The sequence below is a fragment of the Paenibacillus sp. RC334 genome, assembly GCF_030034735.1.
In the GTDB taxonomy this organism is placed as follows: domain Bacteria; phylum Bacillota; class Bacilli; order Paenibacillales; family Paenibacillaceae; genus Paenibacillus; species Paenibacillus terrae_A.
Window position 1 is genome coordinate 117,139 of sequence record NZ_CP125370.1, and the last position, 21,315, is coordinate 138,453.

Annotated in this window: 15 protein-coding genes and 1 pseudogene; 12 read left to right on the top strand and 4 right to left on the bottom strand. The window is 43.4% G+C overall.

Annotation, left to right across the window (positions count from 1 at the left end; translation table 11 throughout):
• Positions 1-100: 100 nt before the first annotated feature.
• The gene (locus QMK20_RS00625; RefSeq protein ID WP_283654152.1) at positions 101-2,269 is read left to right on the top strand and encodes a pectate lyase family protein; all 2,169 of its coding nucleotides are present in this window, start codon (positions 101-103) and stop codon (positions 2,267-2,269) included.
• Positions 2,270-2,603: 334 nt separating this feature from the next.
• Here the strand turns inward: QMK20_RS00625 and QMK20_RS00630 are convergent, their stop codons facing one another.
• A complete protein-coding gene (locus QMK20_RS00630) occupies positions 2,604-2,999 on the bottom strand; it encodes a VOC family protein (RefSeq protein ID WP_192512728.1) in 396 nt (131 codons plus the stop codon).
• Between the two features lie 427 nt (positions 3,000-3,426).
• On the opposite strand from QMK20_RS00630, the gene QMK20_RS00635 reads away from it, so the two are divergent.
• Both QMK20_RS00635 and QMK20_RS00640 read left to right on the top strand, forming a co-directional pair.
• A complete protein-coding gene (locus tag QMK20_RS00635) occupies positions 3,427-3,654 on the top strand; it encodes a DUF896 domain-containing protein (RefSeq protein ID WP_134911621.1) in 228 nt (75 codons plus the stop codon).
• Positions 3,655-3,721: 67 nt separating this feature from the next.
• Positions 3,722-4,120, top strand: coding sequence for a DoxX family protein (locus QMK20_RS00640; protein WP_283654153.1), 399 nt, complete (start codon positions 3,722-3,724; stop codon positions 4,118-4,120).
• A gap of 92 nt (positions 4,121-4,212) precedes the next feature.
• Here the strand turns inward: QMK20_RS00640 and QMK20_RS00645 are convergent, their stop codons facing one another.
• Positions 4,213-5,439, bottom strand: a complete 1,227-nt coding sequence (locus tag QMK20_RS00645; RefSeq protein WP_283654154.1) for an MFS transporter — start codon at positions 5,437-5,439, stop codon at positions 4,213-4,215.
• 197 nt (positions 5,440-5,636) lie between these two features.
• On the opposite strand from QMK20_RS00645, the gene QMK20_RS00650 reads away from it, so the two are divergent.
• The 8 genes from QMK20_RS00650 to QMK20_RS00685 all read left to right on the top strand — a co-directional run bounded on the left by QMK20_RS00650 (position 5,637) and on the right by QMK20_RS00685 (position 17,903).
• Positions 5,637-6,215 carry a TetR/AcrR family transcriptional regulator gene (locus QMK20_RS00650; protein ID WP_283654155.1) on the top strand — a complete coding sequence of 193 codons (579 nt, stop codon included), beginning with the start codon at positions 5,637-5,639 and terminating at the stop codon, positions 6,213-6,215.
• Between the two features lie 359 nt (positions 6,216-6,574).
• Positions 6,575-7,297, top strand: a complete 723-nt coding sequence (locus QMK20_RS00655) for a GntR family transcriptional regulator (RefSeq protein WP_044645014.1) — start codon at positions 6,575-6,577, stop codon at positions 7,295-7,297.
• Between the two features lie 290 nt (positions 7,298-7,587).
• Positions 7,588-9,972: a phosphoketolase family protein gene (locus tag QMK20_RS00660; RefSeq protein ID WP_283654156.1), complete on the top strand. Its 2,385-nt coding sequence runs from the start codon at positions 7,588-7,590 to the stop codon at positions 9,970-9,972.
• A gap of 349 nt (positions 9,973-10,321) precedes the next feature.
• The gene (locus tag QMK20_RS00665) at positions 10,322-10,978 is read left to right on the top strand and encodes a PspA/IM30 family protein (protein WP_283656168.1); all 657 of its coding nucleotides are present in this window, start codon (positions 10,322-10,324) and stop codon (positions 10,976-10,978) included.
• Positions 10,979-11,004: 26 nt separating this feature from the next.
• Positions 11,005-12,036, top strand: a complete 1,032-nt coding sequence (locus QMK20_RS00670) for a TFIIB-type zinc ribbon-containing protein (protein ID WP_283654157.1) — start codon at positions 11,005-11,007, stop codon at positions 12,034-12,036.
• Positions 12,036-12,827 (top strand): TPM domain-containing protein, encoded by a 792-nt coding sequence (locus QMK20_RS00675; protein WP_283654158.1) that lies wholly within the window; start codon positions 12,036-12,038, stop codon positions 12,825-12,827. Before QMK20_RS00670 ends, QMK20_RS00675 begins: the two co-directional genes overlap by 1 nt.
• Before the next feature lie 19 nt (positions 12,828-12,846).
• Positions 12,847-13,833, top strand: coding sequence for an SPFH domain-containing protein (locus QMK20_RS00680; protein WP_283654159.1), 987 nt, complete (start codon positions 12,847-12,849; stop codon positions 13,831-13,833).
• 329 nt (positions 13,834-14,162) lie between these two features.
• A complete protein-coding gene (locus tag QMK20_RS00685; RefSeq protein WP_283654160.1) occupies positions 14,163-17,903 on the top strand; it encodes an alpha-L-arabinofuranosidase C-terminal domain-containing protein in 3,741 nt (1,246 codons plus the stop codon).
• Between the two features lie 147 nt (positions 17,904-18,050).
• Here QMK20_RS00685 and QMK20_RS00690 read toward each other — a convergent pair.
• Positions 18,051-18,416: pseudogene (locus tag QMK20_RS00690) on the bottom strand (cupin domain-containing protein).
• A gap of 220 nt (positions 18,417-18,636) precedes the next feature.
• On the opposite strand from QMK20_RS00690, the gene QMK20_RS00695 reads away from it, so the two are divergent.
• Positions 18,637-19,722: a DUF3626 domain-containing protein gene (locus tag QMK20_RS00695; RefSeq protein WP_283654161.1), complete on the top strand. Its 1,086-nt coding sequence runs from the start codon at positions 18,637-18,639 to the stop codon at positions 19,720-19,722.
• Positions 19,723-19,859: 137 nt separating this feature from the next.
• Here QMK20_RS00695 and QMK20_RS00700 read toward each other — a convergent pair whose 3' ends face one another.
• The gene (locus QMK20_RS00700; protein WP_283654162.1) at positions 19,860-21,260 is read right to left on the bottom strand and encodes a phytase; all 1,401 of its coding nucleotides are present in this window, start codon (positions 21,258-21,260) and stop codon (positions 19,860-19,862) included.
• Positions 21,261-21,315 lie beyond the last annotated feature (55 nt).

Here is a 21,315-nt window from a genome sequence, read left to right on the forward strand (position 1 = left end):
ATTAATATGATTACACGGGGGAGGTGAATTGAGAAACTTGACGGCTTTTTGATAACGGTTTAATGATGTATGCAACAAATCAAACTTGGGAGGATTGGAAATGAAAAAGAGGATTACAAATGTAATGGGTATTGTTGTATTGTTTTCTCTTGCAATATCTTTAATAACAGGAGGATTGCAAAATACTACAATTTATGCTGCCGGTCTTTCGATCATCGACGATGGAGGCTGGAATGAAACTGCGTATGTAGAATGGTCACCTGAAAGCAATGCGGAGGGGTATAATGTATATGTTAAACCTGTAAGTGCGCCAGATTCTTACTACCAACAAATTGATAGTGAATTAATTCGAAAATACCCTTCCTATTGGAGAGCTGATGCCGTAGGTCTTGCAACTGGAGATTATGTAATGAAAGTTGAAGCCAGGCTACCAGGGGGTTCAACGGTAAGTGCTGTTTCAAATAAGCTATCCGTAGCGTCATATGATAGATCTGGATTTGCTTTCTCATCAAAATCGCTATATGGTACAGGCTCGGGTGCTTATAATGAAGACGGAACACTTAAGAATGGTGCCCAAGTTCTTTATGTAACATCCAAGACTGCACAAACAGTGACCCTCGATGTGAAAATCAATAGCTCAGGTCGTGTTCAAACAGGTGTTGGTCTAGGCGAGATTTTGGCATTAAGACAAAAAGGCTATGATACAACACCACTTGCAATCAGATTTATTGGGAAAGTTACAGAAGATGATATGAGAGGACAACTTAATAGCAGTGGATATCTTCAAGTAAAAGGCAAAAAAAATTATTCGGAAATGAATATGACGGTTGAAGGTATCGGAGACGATGCTTATGCTTACGGATGGGGAATACTTCTTAGATATGCTGGAAATGTGGAAGTGAGAAACCTGGGTGTGATGTTGTTCCCTGATGACGGTATTTCAATGGATACAGGAAATGCAAATGTTTGGGTGCATAATAATGATGTATTCTATGGATCTGCAGGAGGAGATGCCGACCAAGCAAAGGGAGATGGTTCCACAGACGTTAAAAATGGATCGACGTATATTACAATCTCTTATAATCACTACTGGGATTCAGGAAAATCGGCTCTGGTCGGCTTAAGTGAATCGTCAGAATTCTTTGTCACCTTCCACCATAACTGGTTTGATCATTCAGACTCCCGTCATCCACGTATAAGAGTGGCATCTGTTCATATATATAATAACTTCTTTGATGGAGTCTCAAAATATGGTGTCGGTGCTACAATGGGAGCTTCAGCCTTTGTAGAATCTAATTATTTTAGACATGCTAAATATCCAATGCTGAGTTCTTTGCAAGGTACGGATGCTTTAGGGGAAGGTACATTTTCGGGAGAAAACGGAGGTGTGATTAAGGCCTACAACAATAGTATAGTTGATGCTGCCAGTCTGATTTATGCAAACTCCAATAACGGGACAGCTCTGGCAAATGAAAACTCTTTTGATGCGTATTTAGCTTCGTCGAGAAATGAAACCGTACCAAGCTCATACAAAGCATTAAAAGGAGGAACAGCTTATAACAACTTTGATACAAGCGTCGATATTGGAGTAAACGGTGCTGACATTGATAACGTAAGCGATGTTGAACAAATTGTTACTGCAAAAGCTGGACGCCTGAATAACGGAGACTTTACATGGAAATTTGATAATTCCGTTGATGACACGTCGTATGCACTCAATTCAGCTCTAATGGCTAAAATAAAAAGCTACACAACTCAACTTGTATCTGTAGGGGGTAATTCAATCTCACCGGAACCAACACCGGGGCCAACGCCAGAACCAACACCGGGGCCAACGCCAGAACCAACACCAGGGCCAACGCCGGAACCAACACCGGAGCCGACACCAGAACCAACCCCAGAACCAACACCGACTCCTGTTCCGGTACCAACACCCGGAGAACAAGTTCATAACTTTACCATAGCTGGAACTAACAACGACTTCTTTGATATTAAAGGGGATCTTTCGGCAAACAAGGGAACTGTGGAGTATAATGGTGTGACTCTAACTCAATGCTTAAAAATCGAGAACTCAACCAGTATTGGGTTTACTACTACGGAAGCTTCAACATTAACATTAGTGTTTAATTCAGCAGACGGAACAAAAATCAAGGTTGATGGAACCGATTATCCAATGACTGATGGTATTGTCAGCGTATCACTTGCTCCTGGCGCACATACCATTACAAAAGATAATCCTACAAATCTTTATTACATGGAATTGGAATAGATTATCTGATGAGTTTTGGCTTGTTATGATAAAAAAAGATGTACTGCGGGACTACCCCCCATTGATGAGACAGGGATCAAAACACACTCAAGTTTAAGTGACCAGTTGCCGGAATTGAACCGGCGACTGGTTTATTTAGTTTTGTTTGAATGTGAATTGATCTGCACACGTTTATGATGGATTCTGTGCCTTGACTTGCTCTAAGTCTGATGAATGCTCAGGTCCTTTTCCGTAGCTGTATTGTTTACTAACAGGCTGCTCTATCGCATCTTGAACGAACATATAAAAGCCCGACCGTGTGAGGTGGTGCTTTTGTCTATGCGATTGTATAACTCTATTTTGCATGCTCATCTGGCTGATGAATACCAAAAATATTCCCTTCTGTGTCCATGTAATACCCTTGCCATGCCATTCCAGGCAGTGCATGCTTGGGCAGTGCAAGTTTGCCTCCAAGATTAAGAATTTTTGCTTCAGTAGAATCGTAATCTTCCACTCCCATAGTACATGCATAACCATTCATAGCCTGGCCGGGTTGGGGGGAAGCACCTTGACGTTGCATCAAGGCTCCGTTGATTCCGGGTTCATTTGCATCGCCTGTCACAGCTCCAAAATAAGGCGTTCCAGCATAATCACTCCAATCCTCAAATGTCCATCCAAATACCTCGCCATAAAACTTCTTAGCACGTTTCATGTCATCTACATGAATTTCGAAATGAACTAGTCGGCCCATGATTTCCTCCTATGTTTTGACTTCCTACATTTTTCTATTATTATACTTTCCTATTTCGCTAAATATATAAAATTCAATTGAAAATTTTTCGTGACTCAGGTGAGATGAAAAGTGTGACTACTTGTAGCTTAAAGATGACTTCTACGTTTTCCATGTAGACGATCACCTTTTCTACATAGCTGTCGATGAACTTCTTGATCTCAGGAAGGTTGCGGCTGGGGATGTGGCCCTGAAAGCCAGAAAGCAGTTGTCGCAGAGCATCCTCTGTGATGGCTGGCTTTTCTTTTTCTCTGTAAGCAGCCCAAGGGATGATCTTCTATTCTTTTGAATAAGTATTGACACGAATAAAAAAATGTTATATCTTTATATCAAGATAAATAAATTAAAGATATAACTGATCAAAGCAATTAAATATGGAGGTATAGATATGATTACAATTTTAAAAAGAATTAATCAGCTTGCAAAAAAAGAAAAAGAAGTCGGGTTAACTGAAATTGAAAAAATTGAACAAACTGATCTTCGCAAAGAATACCTTCAAATATTTCGGGGTTCTATAAAAAGCATTCTCCTGAATGCTACTATTTATGATCCGCATGGAGACGATATTACTCCTGAAAAACTAAAAAAAGAACAGGCTCAAATAGTGCAGCAATGAACTTAATTTTATCCAATATCTTTAATTAAATAATCTTAAAATAAATATGATATGGAGAGTGATTTTTATGTTGGCAAGTGGATTGTTACTGGTACGTTTGGTGGTTGGATTGTTGTTGGTCGGGCACGGAGCTCAGAAACTTTTTGGATGGTTTGGAGGCTATGGTCCAAAAGGTACTGGCGGTTGGATGGAATCGGTCGGAATTAAACCGGGAGTATTCATGGCCGTGTCCGCTGGGTTGATGGAATTGCTGGGAGGAGTCCTATTTGCTTTGGGACTATTCACTCCATTGGCTGCATTGTTCATTACGCTGACTATGCTTGGGGCGATTTTCAAAGTACATGGCCAAAACGGAATTTGGGCAACAGCTAATGGCTATGAATACCCGTTGGTTCTGATTGCAGTCGTAATCGGTATCGCATTGACAGGGGCAGGCTCATATTCCATCGATGCAATACTTAAATAAAAGACTATGAACCTTTAGAACACAACATCCCCTGTTCGTCATGTGTATCTTTAACTACTCAGACGAACAGGGGTTAACTTTTTGTTGTATGGTTATTTTGTCGAAGTTTTTTTTCGTGCGTCTCCATTCGTTTCTTTCTCAGTGAAAAAGTAAAGCAAAGCTAGCAACGGCAGCGCGACCCCAATGAGAGCACTGAAATTCCAACCTCCTTGCGCATAAGACCAACCGCCTAACGATGATCCAATGGCACCGCCTACGAAAAAAATAGACATGAAGAGTCCGTTCAGACGCCCCCTCGCTTCACTTCCCAAGGAGTAAATCACACGCTGCCCAAGTACAAGATTTCCCGATACGGCCATATCCAGTGTAATCGCTGAGACAAAGAGCAGTACAAGAGCAACTGTCGAATGGTTTTGAAAAAGATAGATTAGCAAAAAAGACAAGGCGGCAATGATCATGGCTAGCCCGGTTAAGAATTTGCTCCAGCCTTTATCAGCCAATCTTCCGGCAATCGGAGCTGCTACTGCGCCGCCCACGCCTACTAAAGCAAACAATGCAATACCTTGCTGGGACATTCCGAAATCATCCGCTAATCGTAGAGGAACGACAGTCCAAAATAGGCTGAAGGCTCCAAATAGACAGGCTTGATATAGGGCACGGCGGCGCAATACGGGTGTTTGTTTTAAAAGAGTGCCCAGAGAGAAAATTAATTTGCCGTAAGATACCGTAGGCGCAGGCTTACGTTCAGGAAGAGCTCGCGAGAGCAGAACCGTCAACAGCGTTACGACAATTGCTGACAAAATAAATACGGCCTGCCACCCCCAGATGCTGGTTATAAAGCTTGCCACTGGTCGTGCGAACATAATTCCTAGCAACAGTCCACTCATTACATTCCCGACAACGCGGCCGCGCTGCTCTTCAGATGCCAAATACGTGGCATATGGCACCAGTATTTGGGCTACCACCGATCCAATTCCAATGAACAGAGATGCGGTCAGGAACAACGGCGCATTGGGGGCGAATGCGGCTGCGAGCAATGCACCGACTGTAATCACTAACGATACGACCATGAGGCGTCGATTTTCAATAATGTCACTGAGCGGTACGATAAACAGCAATCCCACAACATAACCGACTTGAGTTAAAGTGACAATGAAGCCCGCTGCTGTGGAAGAAAGGCCCATAGCAACATGGATAGGCCCTACAAGGGTCTGAGCATAATAAAGATTGGCGACGATAAGGCCGCATGCGGCCGCCAACAGAAACATCATCCAATTTGAAATACGGTTACTTTCTATGGCTTGTTGTTCTCTTTGCATGATAATCCTCCTCGTAATTGTTTAGGGAAAAATAAATACTGAACGTATAGTTCATTAATTCGATAATCAAATAATATACTGAACGTTTGGTTTTGTAAATAGGTAAATTCGTTTTATTTTTACTTGATATTTGATATACTGAACGTACAGTTTATTTTTTTGTATTTACTTACATCTAAGAGGAAGGGGGGGTTCCGGTGCAGAGTAAACGAGGACGTCCGCGTAATGTCGAGACGCAGAATTCTATCCTTACCGCTTCCTATGATCTACTGTTGGAGCATGGCTTTGGAGCGGTTACGGTGGAAAAAATTGCTGAACGAGCCAAAGTTAGCAAAGCGACCATTTATAAATGGTGGCCTAACAAGGCTGCCGTGGTGATGGATGGTTTTCTGTCAGCTTCCATAGCAAGATTGCCCGTACCCGACACGGGTTCTGTATTAGATGATATTCTCATTCATGCTACGAATTTAGTTCGGTTCTTGACAAGTCGGGAGGGTAAAATCATTACGGAGTTAATAGGTGAAGGGCAGCTTGATTCAGGATTATCGGAGGCATACCGGACGCGGTATTTCCATCCTCGGCGGCTCGAGGCCAGGCTTCTTATGGAGCGGGGGATTGAGCGTGGGGAATTGAAGAAAAATCTCGATATTGAATTAAGCACAGATCTCATTTATGGACCGATTTTTTATCGATTGTTGGTAACTGGTGATCCATTAGACGATTCCTATGTGCAGCAATTAGTAATGAATGCGTTCGAAGGAATTCGCTTGGACTGAATCAAGACTAGAGAAACAAAGAGGATATTCTAATCAAGTGCCCTTCTAAATGTTTCAGGTAGAAAAGTGACGGTACCGACTTTGGCGCAGGGTGACGCTTTCGTCGGTGTCGTCGCTCTTTGGGGTTGAAAGGGGATGACTATCTGCCCTTAAAGAGAGAAAGGATCATACTCTGCATGAACATGATGCATTGCAGTGGTATGATGTATGTGCAATCATGGTATTATGCATAGAGATGTATAGTAAAAGCAAGCTATCAGATGAAGGCTCACTCTACATACGTAAACAAACATGAGATGGAAAGAACAAGTTATGGTAAACTATATGAAGTTATAGAAGACCTGGAAGAGGAGTACGATATGACACAATTTGTCTATAAGCAAATTATTGACGATCTTAAGATGAAAATCTTTGCTGGTAAGTTTGCAGATATGAGATTACCAGATGAACGTAGTCTTAGCGAGACGTACCAGGTGAGTCGTAGTTCCATTAAACGTGCTCTGACTAAAATGGAGAATGTAGGAATTATTTTCAAGAAGCGCGGTTCTGGGACATTTATTAATCCATTATACATAAGGAATGAATCTATCTTTAACTACGAAGGCTCTAATCTAGGGGTCACTGATAATTTTCAAATGCATGGTAAAAAGCCTAAAATCAAAGTATTGAGTTTTGAGGTCATTCCACCAACAGAAGAATTACAACGCGATTTATTCTTGGAGACTCATGATTTTGTTTACAAAATTGTTCGCTTACGTTTGTTTGATGATGATCCTTTTATGATTGAAACGGGCTATATCCCTATTAAAATTGTCCAAAATTTAAATCAGACGATTATCGAGGGGTCGATTTTTAATTATTTGGAAGACTCGCGGAACCTGGCCGTCACTAAATCTTTTTTATCCATTTTTGCAGAGCCGTCCCAAGCAGACGATCAAGAACTACTGCATTTGAAGGAAAATGAGCCCGTAGGCATCATGGAAGGTGTTTTCTTTTTAGATAATGGCACGCCATTTGAATTTTCTCATATGCGATTCCATTACAAATATTTGAAATTCAACACCTTCGTATCGGTTCATTAACGATGAGACTGGAAAAATTTCCAGTCTTTTTTTATGCTTTTGAAAAAAAAATCTGATCATACTATGGATAGATTGTAATAAAAAAACGTGGTTAAAATTTCCATTTATTTTAATGTAAGAGCTTTTTTACTGTCTTTTTAATTATATTTCATACTATGTTCAAAATTTCACAAAATTGGACCGTATCATTTGTTGAAAAGGTTGAATTTAATCGACGCAGCGTTATGATGTACATGTCGATGAAATTTCCGGAATAAATTACAAACAAAATTGTTTAGGGAGTGGACATCATGTCATTATCACCTGTAATAGTAGATTACTCATCTAAAGCATATTTGGAAAAACTTGATGCATATTGGCGTGCAACGAACTACATTTCGGTAGGCCAACTTTATTTAAAAGATAATCCTTTGTTAAAAGAACCATTAAAAGATTCGGACGTAAAGATTAAGCCTATTGGACACTGGGGCACCATTCCTGGCCAAAACTTTATTTATGCACATCTAAATCGTGTTATTAATAAATATGATTTGAGCATGCTTTACATTGAAGGCCCTGGTCACGGCGGCCAGGTTATGGTTTCAAATTCATATCTCGATGGAAGCTACACTGAAATCTATCCGCAAATTACACAAGATATCCCGGGTATGAAGAAATTATTCAAACAATTCTCGTTCCCTGGCGGTATTGCTTCACATGCCGCTCCTGAAACACCTGGATCTATCCATGAGGGTGGAGAATTAGGTTACTCCCTTTCTCATGGGGTGGGTGCCATTTTAGATCATCCCGATTTGATTTCGGCTGTTGTTATTGGTGATGGCGAAGCTGAAACTGGCCCATTAGCCGCTTCGTGGTTCTCTAACAGATTTATCAACCCCATTACTGACGGTGCAGTGCTGCCAATCTTACACTTGAATGGCTTCAAGATTAGTAACCCAACGATTATGTCTCGTCAATCGAAAGAAGAATTGACCTCATATTTCAAAGGCTTGGGTTGGGAACCATTTTTTGTTGAAGGTGAGCATCCTGATCAAATGCATCCAGAAATGGCAAAAGTATTGGATACCGTAATCGAAAAAATTGAAGCTATTCAAAAGAATGCGCGTGAAAACAATGACCTTACTCGCCCAGCATGGCCGATGCTTGTCTTCCGTACACCTAAGGGCTGGACGGGTCCAAAAGAATGGGATAACGTACCTAATGAAAATTCATTCCGTGCCCATCAAGTTCCAATTCCTGTTGACCAAAAAAATATGCAGCACGCACCTGCTTTATTAGAATGGCTGAATAGCTATAGACCAGAGGAATTGTTCGACGAAAATGGCCGTTTAAAACCTGAGATTGCCGAAATTCTACCTACAGGCGATAAACGAATGGGGATGAACCCTGTTACGAATGCGGGTAACCTCATTAAAGACTTGCATTTACCAGATTTCCGTAACTATACACTAGATAACTCTGTTCCTGGTAAAGTCATTGCACAGGATATGTCGGTTTTAGGGAAATACGTTAAAGATGTGGTTCTTTTAAATGAAGAAAATCGTAATTTCAGAATCTTCGGACCGGATGAAACGATGTCTAACCGCTTAGCTCCTGTTTTTGAAGTAACCAAACGTCAATGGATGGACCAAATTATTGAACCTAATGACGAATTTTTGTCTTCTTATGGTCGTGTTATTGATTCCCAATTATCCGAACATCAAGCAGAGGGCTTGCTGGAAGGTTATGTGTTGACTGGTCGTCATGGTTTCTTTGCAAGTTATGAAGCCTTCCTGCGTGTGGTTGATTCAATGATTACTCAACACTTCAAGTGGTTACGTAAAGCAACGGATCAAGGATGGCGTGCAGATATCCCATCATTGAATGTCGTAGCAACTTCAACGGTGTTCCAACAGGATCATAATGGGTATACACACCAAGATCCAGGTTTGTTAGGTCATTTGGCTGATAAAAAACCGGAATTTATTCGGGAGTATCTGCCAGCTGATGCCAATTCATTGTTGGCTGTTTTTGACACCATTTTAAACGACCGTCAAAAGATCAATTTGATCGTTTCGTCTAAACACCCACGTCCACAATGGTTTACTGCTGATGAAGCGAAAGAATTGGTGGATAAAGGGTTGAAGATCATTGACTGGGCAAGTACAGATCAAGGTGGAGAACCTGATCTTGTCATTGCTTCTGCCGGTACAGAACCAACGATTGAAAGCTTAGCTGCGATCTCCATTTTGCATGAGAAATTGCCTGAGCTGAAGATTCGATTTATCAACGTGGTAGATTTATTGAGATTGAGAAGTCAAAAAATAGATCCTCGTGGATTATCTGACGCAGAGTTTGATCATTATTTCACAAAGGAAAAGCCAGTTGTTTTCGCTTTCCATGGCTATGAAGGTCTAATCAAAGATCTGTTCTTTGATCGTCACAATCATAACTTGTATGTGCATGGTTACCGTGAAAATGGTGATATTACGACCCCATTTGATATGCGTGTATTGAATCAAATGGACCGTTTTGACTTAGTGAAGGAAGCTGTTCTAAACTTACCTGAAGCCGGGAAGTACACAAGCATTGTGGTTGAAATGGATGCTATGGTTAAGAAGCATAATCAATGCATTCGTGAAGAAGGCATCGACTTACCAGAAGTAGAAAACTGGGTATGGAAAAGCTTGAGATAAAAAATAAAGTCCACTTCAGCACTATACAGGACAAGCAAGCATGAAGTGGAATATATGATTAGTTACTGCGGTGCAAGTGCCTGCCCCCCGTGTCTTAAAGTATGATTTCACGGGGATCAGGCACTTTTTTTGATTTGGTTAGCTGTACTTTTGCCTATGCAGCGGCGAGGTGTTATCTTATATGAAAATAGTAAAGGAGGCTGTTCATATGAACTGGAAAATTTAGGAAAAGGTATTGAATGATGGCGTTAAAGTGCCTGTTATTGGATTTGGAAAGGGAAATGAACCCTTTTTTCCGAATTTGATGTATTATATGGTAGGAATGCAGTCTTTTCGAAGGGAGACCATGATGGGGATTCTGTCGAGATTTAGGGATATTATGAAAATGAATGTTAACGCCTTATTAGACAAGGTGGAAGATCCGGAGAAGACAATTGAGGATTACATGCAGAACCTGAACATCGACCTGGGCAGAGTGAAAGCGGAAACCGCTTCGGTGTTGGCGGATGAGAGAAGAGCGAAAAGAGCTTTGGATGAATGCAGAGCGGAGATCAAAAAGCTTCAGAATTATGCTATGAAGGCAGTGGAGGCTGGCAAGGATGAGAACGCTCGAAAGTTTCTGGAGAGAAAGGCAACGCAGGTGGAGAAACGGGGACAATTCGAAACCGCTTATGACTTGGCTTCATCAAACGCCGCAAGTATGAAACAAATGCAGGATAAACTGGTGTCTGATATGGGCCAGTTGGAAGCACGGCGCATCAAGCTAAAAGGGAAAATGGCGGTTGCCAAAGTACAGCAATCATTGAACGCCATGGGCGGCCAGGATTCCGTATTCGAAGCTATGGAAGAGAAGGTTAATCGGGCATATGATGAAGCAATGGCTATAGCCGAGCTTAGAGCAGGGACGCAGGACGATCTGGATGATTTATTCGCACAAGTTGAGAAAAGCACGAACGCAGAAGATGAATTGGCTGCGATCAAAGAAAAAATGAAAGATCAGAAATAACAGTTCTTTATGATAGAGGTGAGCAGATGCCGGTTATCGAATACAAATGCCCAAACTGCGGCAGTGGCATGGTCTTTGACAGTGAAACAGGAATGTTATCCTGTCATAGTTGCGGAAGAAAGGACAATATCGAGTATTTTCCAGATCCTCTGACGAATCACATTTTTTCAGAAGACGAGGCTCAGGAGTATCATTGCACCAGCTGCGGAGCAGTCATTATGACTGAAGTGGAGACAAGCGCGACGGTTTGCAGCTTTTGCGGATCAGCGGTTGTGCTTGGCGAACGACTGACAGGGGAGCTGGCCCCGGCGCAGGTCATTCCTTTTTCGATCAGTAAGGAAGAAGCTATGCAAGCTTTCCGAAAATGGTGCAAGAATGGCCGTCTGACGCCGAATCGGTTCATGACAGCAGATCGAATCAAGGGAATCACCGGGATGTATGTGCCTTTCTGGTTATATGAATTACATAATAAAATTGAGGTTCAGGGTCAGGGCAAAAAAGTGAGAACCTATACAAGCGGGGACTACGAGTATACGGAAACGCAGCATTTTGATGTATACCGGAAAATTCGTCTGAATTACGTGAAGGTTCCGATTGATGCCGCGGAGAAAATGAACGACGAGCTGATGGATAAATTGGAGCCTTTTCCTTACGATCAGCTAAAAAGCTTTAAAACCCCGTATCTCGCCGGCTACATTGCGGAGAAATACAGTTATAACGACGAGGAGCTCTTCCCGCGAGTAAAAGAAAAAGTGAAGGAATATATTGATGCTTATATTCAGTCTTCGGTGTCGGAATATACTGCTGTGGACTATACGGATAAGCAAATAGACACAACACGAAAAAATGCCGACTATGTCCTGCTCCCGGTATGGGTAATACACTATGACTATAATAGGTTGGAGCATACGTTTGCCATGAACGGTCAGACAGGCAAGGTAGTCGGCAAGCCTCCGATTAGCAAGGTCAAAGTGACTGCCTGGTTTGCAGGCATTTTCGGTGTCTCTTTCCTTTCATTGAAGCTAATCACTTGGGTGATCATGGGGGGGATGTTTTAATGAAAAGGGTTGGACTGATCCTGGCAATCTTGTTTTTCTTCACTGCTTTTCTAGCCTTTCCTGTGGAAATGAAGGCCGAGGCGGCTACAACGGAATGGAAGTCCTTGATTTATGATGAAGCGGGTCTGCTTAATCAGGAAGAGTATGATGAACTGAACACGATGGCTAATCAATACGGGGCCGAAAGAGAAACGGACATTATTATTTTTACCTCCAGCAATTCCGACAATATGGATGTTATGAAAATGACGCAGGACTTTTATGATGATCAGGGACCTGGATATGACAGGACTCATGGAAATGCGGTTATTTTAACGATGGATATGAGAAATAGAGAGATTTATTTGGCCGGATTTTACAAAGCAGAGCGGTATCTGGATGACGACAGACTGGATAAAATACGTGACGAGATTAGCCCGTACCTGACGAGCGGTAACTATGAGCTTGCATTCCAAAAATATATTTTAAGTGCGCACAGGTATTTGGGAATCCGACCAGGGGTGAACCCGGATAGTATATTTTATAGTATTGCGTTTCAATTGGTGGTTTCACTGGTATTGGCGGGGATTATCGTGGGTAAGATGGTTTCCAATTCCGGCGGCCGTGTTACGGTAAATCGGCAGACCTATGAGGATGCAAGCACTTCAGGGATTTTGGCTCATCGGGATCAATACCTCCACACAACAACAACGAAACGGAAGATCGAAAAGAGTAGCAGCAGTAGCGGCTCAAGCGGGGGCGGAACCACCAGTGGCGGTCATTCGCATAGCGGCAGTAGAGGTTCATTTTAACTGAGGGGATGGGAACAGAATGTCGTTCTTTAGAAATCAATTTGCGAATGTTGTAGAGTGGGAAGAATTTAGAGATGATATGATTTTTTGGAAATGGAGCAATCGGGAGATTAAAAAAGGAAGCAAGTTAATGATCCGCTCTGGTCAAGACGCGATTTTCGTAAATAACGGCAAGATTGAAGGGATTTTCGAGAATGAAGGATCTTACAATATAGATTCTGAGATTATCCCGTTTCTGTCCACGTTAAAAGGATTTAAATTTGGCTTTAACAGTGGCATGAGGGTGGAAGTTTTATTCGTCAATACGAAGGAGTTTACCGTGAAATGGGGGACGCAAAACCCGGTTTTGATCCCGACTCCCCAGCTTCCGGGGGGTATGCCCATTCGTGCCAACGGCACGTTTAATTTTAAGGTGGACGATTATGTTACGCTCATAGATAAGGTTGCCGGGATGAAAGACAGCTATCTGGTGGAGGATGTTAAAATCCGGATTACTTCTGTGCTGGATCAGTTGTTAATGAAGTGGATCAGCAGAGAAGGGAAAGACATGTTCAATCTGCAAGCGAATGCTTCCGATATTTCCAAAGGCATTCAAGAAGATCTGGATATGCAAGTGATGGACAACGGGATGACGATTACAGGCTTTCACGTGATGAGCTTCAATTATCCTCAAGAAATTCAGGATATGATTACGAAGACGGCTTCTCATGAAATGATCGGTAATTTGCAAAAGTATCAACAGGTCACGATGACGGACGGTATTGCATCTGGCAACGTAAAAGGCGGCGGCGCTGCTTCGGATATGGCGAGTATGATGATGGGGATGAATATAGCAAACGAAATGATGAAAAATTTGAATCCCAACCAAAATCCTCCGGCCGAGCCTCAACCTGAATCTGCCGCTCCTTCTCCTTCTGGAGACCATAAAAAGCCCAATTTCTGTCCTAACTGCGGTGTGAAAAACGAAGGAGCTAACTTCTGTCCGAATTGTGGTCAGAAACTCTGAACGTGTAACCCATGAGGTCGGTTTATTTACGAGTTGAAAATAAATTTGTTTGATATTGAATAAGTGGTTAGTCCCAAGGAGTGAATATTGACTAAATCTTTGGGGCAAAAAGTTGTTTCCAATAGAGAATTAAAGCAGTTCATCAATGGAGTGAGAAATTTACCCTAACAAGGATGGTATATCTGAAAAACCGCTCATTGAGCGGTTTTTTTGTCACTATAAAGGATTGAAAAATGTGGGCAGGATAAGGTACTATAGCTATATAGTATATATTTATATTAATTAATTAGTTTTTACATTAACAAAATATATGTATAGGAGCAACGAAGATGACCAAATTCCAAGATCAAATCATTGCGCGGTACAAGTTTGAGGATGCTGGGAACGTAGGCAAAGATAGCTCAGGGCAAGGTAATGACGGGGTTGCTTCTGGCACAGTAGCACCGACAATCTCCAATGCCAGCGGCAGAATGGCTTTAACGCTTGAGGGAGGTCCTAATGGTACATCGTATATACAGCTTCCTTCCGATCTGCTTAAAGATGTAAGCGATAACACGGGTGCCACGGTGACTGCTTGGGTCAACTTCGGTAGATTCACGGATATGTGGGAACGTGTTTTTGACTTTGGCAAAGCCCATACAGGGCCTTATATGTTCATGACACGGAATCTGCGCGGGACTCTTTTCGCCGAGGCAGATCTGGCTGTAGATCCGGGGAGAGGTTTTGTCCGGGATGAGTGGATGCACATAGCCATGTCCGTGATCGGCACAAAAGGCGGCACATTAAGCAGTGCGGGTCCGGTTGTGTATGTGAACGGCGAAGTCGTAGCGGACGGCTCCATCAGCCAAACCTCCAGCGGCAACTATGCCAAGCTGCGCAAATGGTTTGAAACGTTTACAGACTCGTCCAACTACAGCAACAATTTTATCGGTCGTTCCCAGCATGCAGCGGATGTGGATTTTTCCGGTTCCCTATCGGACTTCCGAGTTTATAAAGCAGGCTTGTCAGCGGATGAAGTCATTGAAGTCATGTGCGATTCGTTGACAGACGAAGAGGTTGTGAAGCTCGCTCGTGATAAGTATTTGTCCTTCCCAACGACGATTGTAACCAAGGACTTGTCCCTGCCAACGGTCCTCATGGGCGGTAGAGTAGAAGTGACCTGGAAATCCAGCCACCCTGAGATACTCTCTGACAACGGTCTGGTCCAGACAATTACCTCCTCACAGGGGGTAACTGTGACAGCCTTCTTGACGAAGGGCCAAAGCTGTATTGAAAAAAGTTTTGAAGTATCCGTACTTCCAGAACAGCTACCTCCTTACACTTTGACCATTCATGGAAATAGGGAAGTCATGGATATCAGCGAAGTGATGTACGGCTTGTTCTACGAAGATATCAATAACGCAGCGGATGGCGGAATTTATGCGGAGCTTGTTCAGAATCGTTCCTTCGAGTCCTTCGTGTTCGATACCTATTCCCATGCTTCCGGCGAATGCGGCTGCTCTACGGGGCGTAACCGTAATCCTTTGTTTGCCTGGTCTGGTGATACGGACAAGATGAATCCGCAAAATAGCGGCGGATTAAATGAATTTCTAGGCGCTAAAGACAAAGATGTGAACTCATATTATGTGACGGTAGCGGATGGTGCAACTATTCGGAATAAGGGCTTTTCGGATTCTAACCAGAATTGCGCCATGTCTATCCAAGCGGGTGACAAGTATGATTTCACCATCTGGGCGAAGGCTGAGTCGGCGGGCACAATCACGCTACAACTGCAAGACGCAAATGAGAAGGGGATTAGTGAGTCGTTAACCGTACAGGTGGAGGGCGGCAACACGTGGAAGAAGTACGGTATAGATTCCAAACTGGTGCTGACAGGATCGGCTACGGTTCTGGGGCAACTGGCGCTGACGTTTGACGGTGAGATTTCGATAGATATGGTTTCCTTGTTTCCACAGGATGTGTGGGGTGCAGGGGAGGAAGCCCGATCCCCATCGGCACACGCCAACTTCCAAGGGAATCCCAACTATAGACTGAGAAAAGATCTGGTGAACGCGCTGTTCGATATGCATCCGAAGTTCCTGCGTTTTCCGGGCGGTTGTATCTCTGAGGGTTCGTTTATATGGGAAAATGTATACGACTGGAAGGAATCTATTGGCGATATTGAGCTGCGCAAGGAAAATTTTAATGTATGGGGCTATATGATGACCATGGGCCTTGGTTATATGGAGTATTTCCAGTTGGCCGAAGATCTGAATGCGGCTCCGCTTCCGGTTATGGCCTGCGGCGTTCTCTGCCAAGCTCGTTCCGATTACGCTCATCCGGCTGGTGGCGCATTAAGAGAGTATTATATCAAGAACTTTACGGATCTGATCGACTTTGCGATTAATGTGGATTTCGAGAACAATGAATGGGCCGCCATGCGTAAAAAAATGGGCCATGCAGCTCCGTTCGATCTGCACTATCTGGGTGTAGGGAACGAAAATTGGGGCGTCGAGTTCTTTGCCAACTTTGAAGTGTTCAAAACGTCTATTGATGCGTACATGGAGGAAAACTATCCAGGCTATGAGCTGCATATCATCTCCACGGTTGGCGCTCAAGCAGACGACGATGCATATCAGCAGGGCTGGAAGTTCCTGAGTGGAAATATCACCGGTTCGGCTAAGGTCGCTTTTGCAGATGGTGCCCAAGTGACCGAAGAAACCGTGACCTGGTATGAGAAGCAAAAAAATTACATGGACACCATTGCAGATGAGCACTACTACCGTTCCAACGAGTACCTGCTTCATAACGCGGACCGATATAATTATTACTATAGAGCGTATAACGCAGACGGCAGCATAGACTGGAAGGAAACGTCCAAGGTGTTCGTGGGTGAGTATGCGTCTACGGATAAAAATACATTGGCAGGCGCAGTAGCAGAGGCAGCGGTGATGACGGGCTTCGAAAATAATGCCGATGTCGTTCTGTTGGCTGCCTATGCGCCGCTGTTCAACAAGGTGCTGACGGACGGAACCTATAGATGGACCCCGGACTGCATCTGGTTCGATGACGAAACGGTGTGGTTTACGCCAAACTACTATGTACAGCAAATGTATGCTAAATATTTAGGCAATAAAGTATTGGCGACCTCTTTTTCCACTTACAAAAACGGCAAGCCGATAGACCTCATTCCTCAGGGTGGAATTGAGATCGCGACAGGCAACGCCGAAGTGATTGTCAAGCGTGTGACTGTCACTTCCAACAAGGACGGCTGCGTGCTGCTGGATCAGGATTTTACCCAGGAATGGAATCCGGCTTGGCAGGTCATTCCGGGCTCCGTGGGATCTACGGTGGAGGCAGGCAAGGGGCTTGTCCTCAAAGCTCAAGCCAGCGGTCTGAACGGCCTGTACATTTTGGACGACCAATGGACGAATTATAAGGTGGAGGTTGTGGCTTCCCGTATTTCTGGCACGGACGGTTTTTATGTGGGCGCAGGTCTTACGGATATTTCCGCAGAGAAAAAGGACGTGGTCGAATATGCCGTTGGCTATGGCGGCAAGGCAACGGGCGTGAAGGTTTACAAGCAAGGGGTGGAAGGCTATACCTTAGGTGACTACTCTTCCAGTACTGCGGCAGGCAACCTGAGAGCGGCCAGCTATGAAGAGCTTGCTGACAACACGGATTACACCATCACGGTGAATTACGGCGGTGAAACGGGCAACAGCCTGATCTGCTCTTACACCGACGGAGTGACAAGCAGCAAAGTGCTGGACTACAAGCTGGAAGCTTACAACAGAGACGTGTTCAACTCGGTGACCAAAGATGCTGAGCATGTATATGTGAAGCTTGTGAATGCCGATAACGTGGATAAGGCAATGCAGTTGAACCTTCAGGAATTGAGTGTGGAGTCCAGCGCCAAGCTGATTACACTAACTGGCGATGCTTCTCTGGTTCATGTATCTAATGTGAATAAGAAGAATGATGAGAAGGTAGTGCCTATCGAGCAGCAGGTTTCGCTCAGTCATAACGCGATCCTTCTACAATTACCCGCTAATTCGGTGAATGTACTGATGCTGGATCTTAAAGCATAGGTAAACTGGGGCACGTAATCATGTGTAGAAAATTTGAAAAACCCGCTCACTGAGCGGGTTTTCTTTGGGTGAAACTAGTGTTAAAAAAGTCCTAGACTCCCGTAGTTTTAACGATGTAATCAAACGAGTTCATTATTCTAACAGACGCTATATCCAAATATCATTGGCTGCTGTTAATTCGGACTCAGTCCCGCCAGTGTTAACTAAACCTCTAGGCTCCACCAGCATGATATGGCATTCCTTTTCGGCGAAAGGTTTGTGCTCGACTCCCCTTGGGACAATAAACATCTCGCCCTGGGAGATTTTCACCTGACCATCGCGGAAATCAATGAACATCTCCCCTTCGAGCACGATAAACACCTCGTCAGTATCTTGATGATCGTGCTATACAAAATCCCTAACAATCTTGACGAGCTTAAATTGATAGTCATTCATTTCGCCAATAACTTTCGGAGACCAATGATCGTTGAACTTAGATAATTTCTCATTCAGGTTAATAGCTTGGTAATGGATACTAATCCCTCCGATTCTTTTACCTCCATTATACCATTAACGAGGTTTAGGTATTATGAAGATAATACAGTCAGAATGTTGTCAGAAGAAAATAAAGTCCTAGACTGTCGCTGTTTTATTGAACTAACGTTCCCCGTTAATTTAATAACTCTATCTGCAATTTCCCTTACTGTCCATCATGTATTATGATTCTATAAAAAGGGAAGGGACTCTTCTGCCCATGGAATTATCGAGGTCTCAGCAATTAGCTCAAGAGTATATAACAAATTACGCAAGAAGCCGCAAAAATGAGGTGGAGCAAACAATTAGGGAAATCCTTCAAATGTCCAGCATCGAGCTGAAGACATTTGAAGATGCTATCACTAAACTAAAATCTCATGCAAGTATTGCGCTACACTTTCACCCAGATCGATTAGATCCGACCATGAAAAGCGTTGCTGAAGCACTACTTGAGCAGGGAATTTATAAAAGCCAGTTTGAGACTTTCCTATCGAATGGAAGTGTATCAGCATTTTCAGGTGGTGAACGTGACGTTTGGGAGAATAAAATGTTTGGCGGAGCGTACCAAATAAATGGCTCAACCAATAGCGAACGGCCCAAGTATGGGGCACTCAATGTCATGTTACATCCCGATGGACCTGCTCCACGTTTTGGATCATGCTATTTCCTTTTATCCACTGAGGTCTCTCATCGTTGCACTTATACTTATTTGGATTCTCACCAAGACCCCAAGGAAAAGGGGACGTATGAGGAATTTGACCTCATTTTGGCTGCTCTCATGAGGGATGCGTTCTATAGTGATTTTGCCATTGGTGAAAGAAATCTGACGGTTCGAAAGTTAATCGACCATATGCTCGTCAATCTTGAGAAACCATTCCAAAATCCATCAAACAAAGAGCCAAACCGAAATCTTAACCACTATATCGAAGCTCAGGTTCATGGTGACATTTTTCTTAAAGAAGACGTAACGATGCTTGTTGCCGATCCATCATTTAAGGGCACCCATACAGGACGAATCTTAGAACAGATATGTTTAAAGTATTCAGTTGATCTTTACTGGCACATGGGCTTTACACTTTTGGTTGATGAGGTTCCTATGAATTTTAGAGGTCCTTCGATGCCTTCACTAGCCAAAAGAATTGCGCAAAGTGATTTTATTGATGTAAATATGATTGGCTCTGCAGCTATGGACTTGAAACGAAATCCAAGTAATTGGAGCGATAGAGGAACCTACAAAGAAGTTCTGCAAGAATTAAAATTACTCTGGCATGTTTTAGTGAGATATGGAAAGCCAATGGAAAAGTGAACAATTTTCCGTGAAGATGGAGCAATTCTGTACCCTTCTCCTTCAGTCACTAACCTGCCAGTTAGCGTAATAGGAGGTTACCAGTCTAATACTTTATTTTCTTTTAACAGATGTTGAATGTAACTTTCTGACAGGCATTACTTCGTGCTTCTGTTCACCAATTCACGCGGGTTGATGCCATCGTCTATCGTTAGCGGGATGCGTGCGCCCTTGGCGATCTGCTCCCAAGGCACCATTTTAAAATTCTGATTCAGCTTTTTGCCATTTTGAAGATTTTCATCATCTTGTACAACGAAGATACCGTGCGGGAAGTTCTTGCCTAATCCATAGCCAAGAACATCAATACCGTCTGTAACAGAGGTGCCGTCGACTGTAGGACTGGCGCTGATCGTAAAGTTGCTTATATAAGCATTGTCACTTTGTCGTTCATAGATCGCATAGCTGCTGTTTCCTTGGCTGGAGGCGATGAGATACCCCTTGCCGTCTTTGCCGTAATACAATGTAAGTCCCTCTATATCATCCTGAAGTCTGCGCCCGTCTGCAACATCAACACGTCGTAGCGGCTCGGAGGAACCGTCTGGCTCGGCATCATATTTCCAAATGGCGTGATCCTCTTCAGCGATGTAGACCGTGCCATATTCATCATCAGCCACCATGCCCTCGGATTGCGTAGCGAGCTTGAACTGGCGGACCAGCTTACCAGCTATTTTGCCATTTCCGTTGTCCGTCAGCTCATATTGCTCAAATTCACCCTCTTTGCCCAAAACGAGTGCGTAAAAATTATCTGTCTTGAGGCTATGGTACAAGCTGAACCCGTACACTTCTTTCATAGATGATTTAATAGGCTGGTCAACCACGTTTGTTAACGTTCCTGATATCCCGTCAATGGCAAAGATATCAACGGTGTTGTTGGTGCGATTGGTTGCTCCTGCAATATCAATCTTTTTACCGCCCAGTGTAAAACCGTACCGGATATCCACATTGTTCATTTTGCCGACCTTATAGTTCTGTAATTGCTTGCCTTGCAGATCATAGACCAAAATTCCGCCGCCTTTATTGGTCGCTACAAGTCTGCTTTTCTCCGGGTCGGTCGGATTCAGCCAGATAGCAGGATCGTCGGCCGCGTCATCTCCATCCTCCACTGCTTCTGTCTCGGCAGTAGGGGTAACCTTATAGGTAGGAACTGCGTCTTTGGGATCCGTATATTTGCTGTTTTCTGCTTCAAGCGTGGTAAGAATTTTTGTAGGAAGATAAATATTTCCACCGACCATCTTAATTTCACGATCCGTTTCCCCTGTTTGGCCAGCTAGGCGATATTGCTTCTCACCGACTGTAAAGGTTCCGACGATGCCATTTTTCAGCTTCACCAAGGCAGATTTGTCGTCACTGTCCCAGGTAATGACTGCCCCCATTTTGTCTGCCTGTGTTCGTAGCGGTGCATACCCGGATGGCTGAACCTCTGCCGCACGGGTCATTACGGTAGGTGATACCAAAACCCCTGTCAAAATCGTCAATAAAGCTAGTTTAGTTGCCTTCATATGTATACTCCTTTTCACGATGTAAAATCTATAGCTGACTCAGTATAAAGGGGCA

Bases quoted from the DNA above. Each gene is read 5' to 3' on its own strand.
- QMK20_RS00670 (WP_283654157.1), top strand. From the start codon at position 11,005: ATGCCGGTTATCGAATACAAATGCCCAAACTGCGGCAGTGGCATGGTC.
- QMK20_RS00630 (WP_192512728.1), bottom strand. From the start codon at position 2,999: ATGGGCCGACTAGTTCATTTCGAAATTCATGTAGATGACATGAAACGT.
- QMK20_RS00645 (WP_283654154.1), bottom strand. From the start codon at position 5,439: ATGCAAAGAGAACAACAAGCCATAGAAAGTAACCGTATTTCAAATTGG.
- QMK20_RS00695 (WP_283654161.1), top strand. From the start codon at position 18,637: ATGGAATTATCGAGGTCTCAGCAATTAGCTCAAGAGTATATAACAAAT.
- QMK20_RS00685 (WP_283654160.1), top strand. From the start codon at position 14,163: ATGACCAAATTCCAAGATCAAATCATTGCGCGGTACAAGTTTGAGGAT.
- QMK20_RS00680 (WP_283654159.1), top strand. From the start codon at position 12,847: ATGTCGTTCTTTAGAAATCAATTTGCGAATGTTGTAGAGTGGGAAGAA.
- QMK20_RS00665 (WP_283656168.1), top strand. From the start codon at position 10,322: ATGGGGATTCTGTCGAGATTTAGGGATATTATGAAAATGAATGTTAAC.
- QMK20_RS00700 (WP_283654162.1), bottom strand. From the start codon at position 21,260: ATGAAGGCAACTAAACTAGCTTTATTGACGATTTTGACAGGGGTTTTG.
- QMK20_RS00675 (WP_283654158.1), top strand. From the start codon at position 12,036: ATGAAAAGGGTTGGACTGATCCTGGCAATCTTGTTTTTCTTCACTGCT.
- QMK20_RS00660 (WP_283654156.1), top strand. From the start codon at position 7,588: ATGTCATTATCACCTGTAATAGTAGATTACTCATCTAAAGCATATTTG.
- QMK20_RS00635 (WP_134911621.1), top strand. From the start codon at position 3,427: ATGATTACAATTTTAAAAAGAATTAATCAGCTTGCAAAAAAAGAAAAA.
- QMK20_RS00655 (WP_044645014.1), top strand. From the start codon at position 6,575: ATGACACAATTTGTCTATAAGCAAATTATTGACGATCTTAAGATGAAA.
- QMK20_RS00625 (WP_283654152.1), top strand. From the start codon at position 101: ATGAAAAAGAGGATTACAAATGTAATGGGTATTGTTGTATTGTTTTCT.
- QMK20_RS00640 (WP_283654153.1), top strand. From the start codon at position 3,722: ATGTTGGCAAGTGGATTGTTACTGGTACGTTTGGTGGTTGGATTGTTG.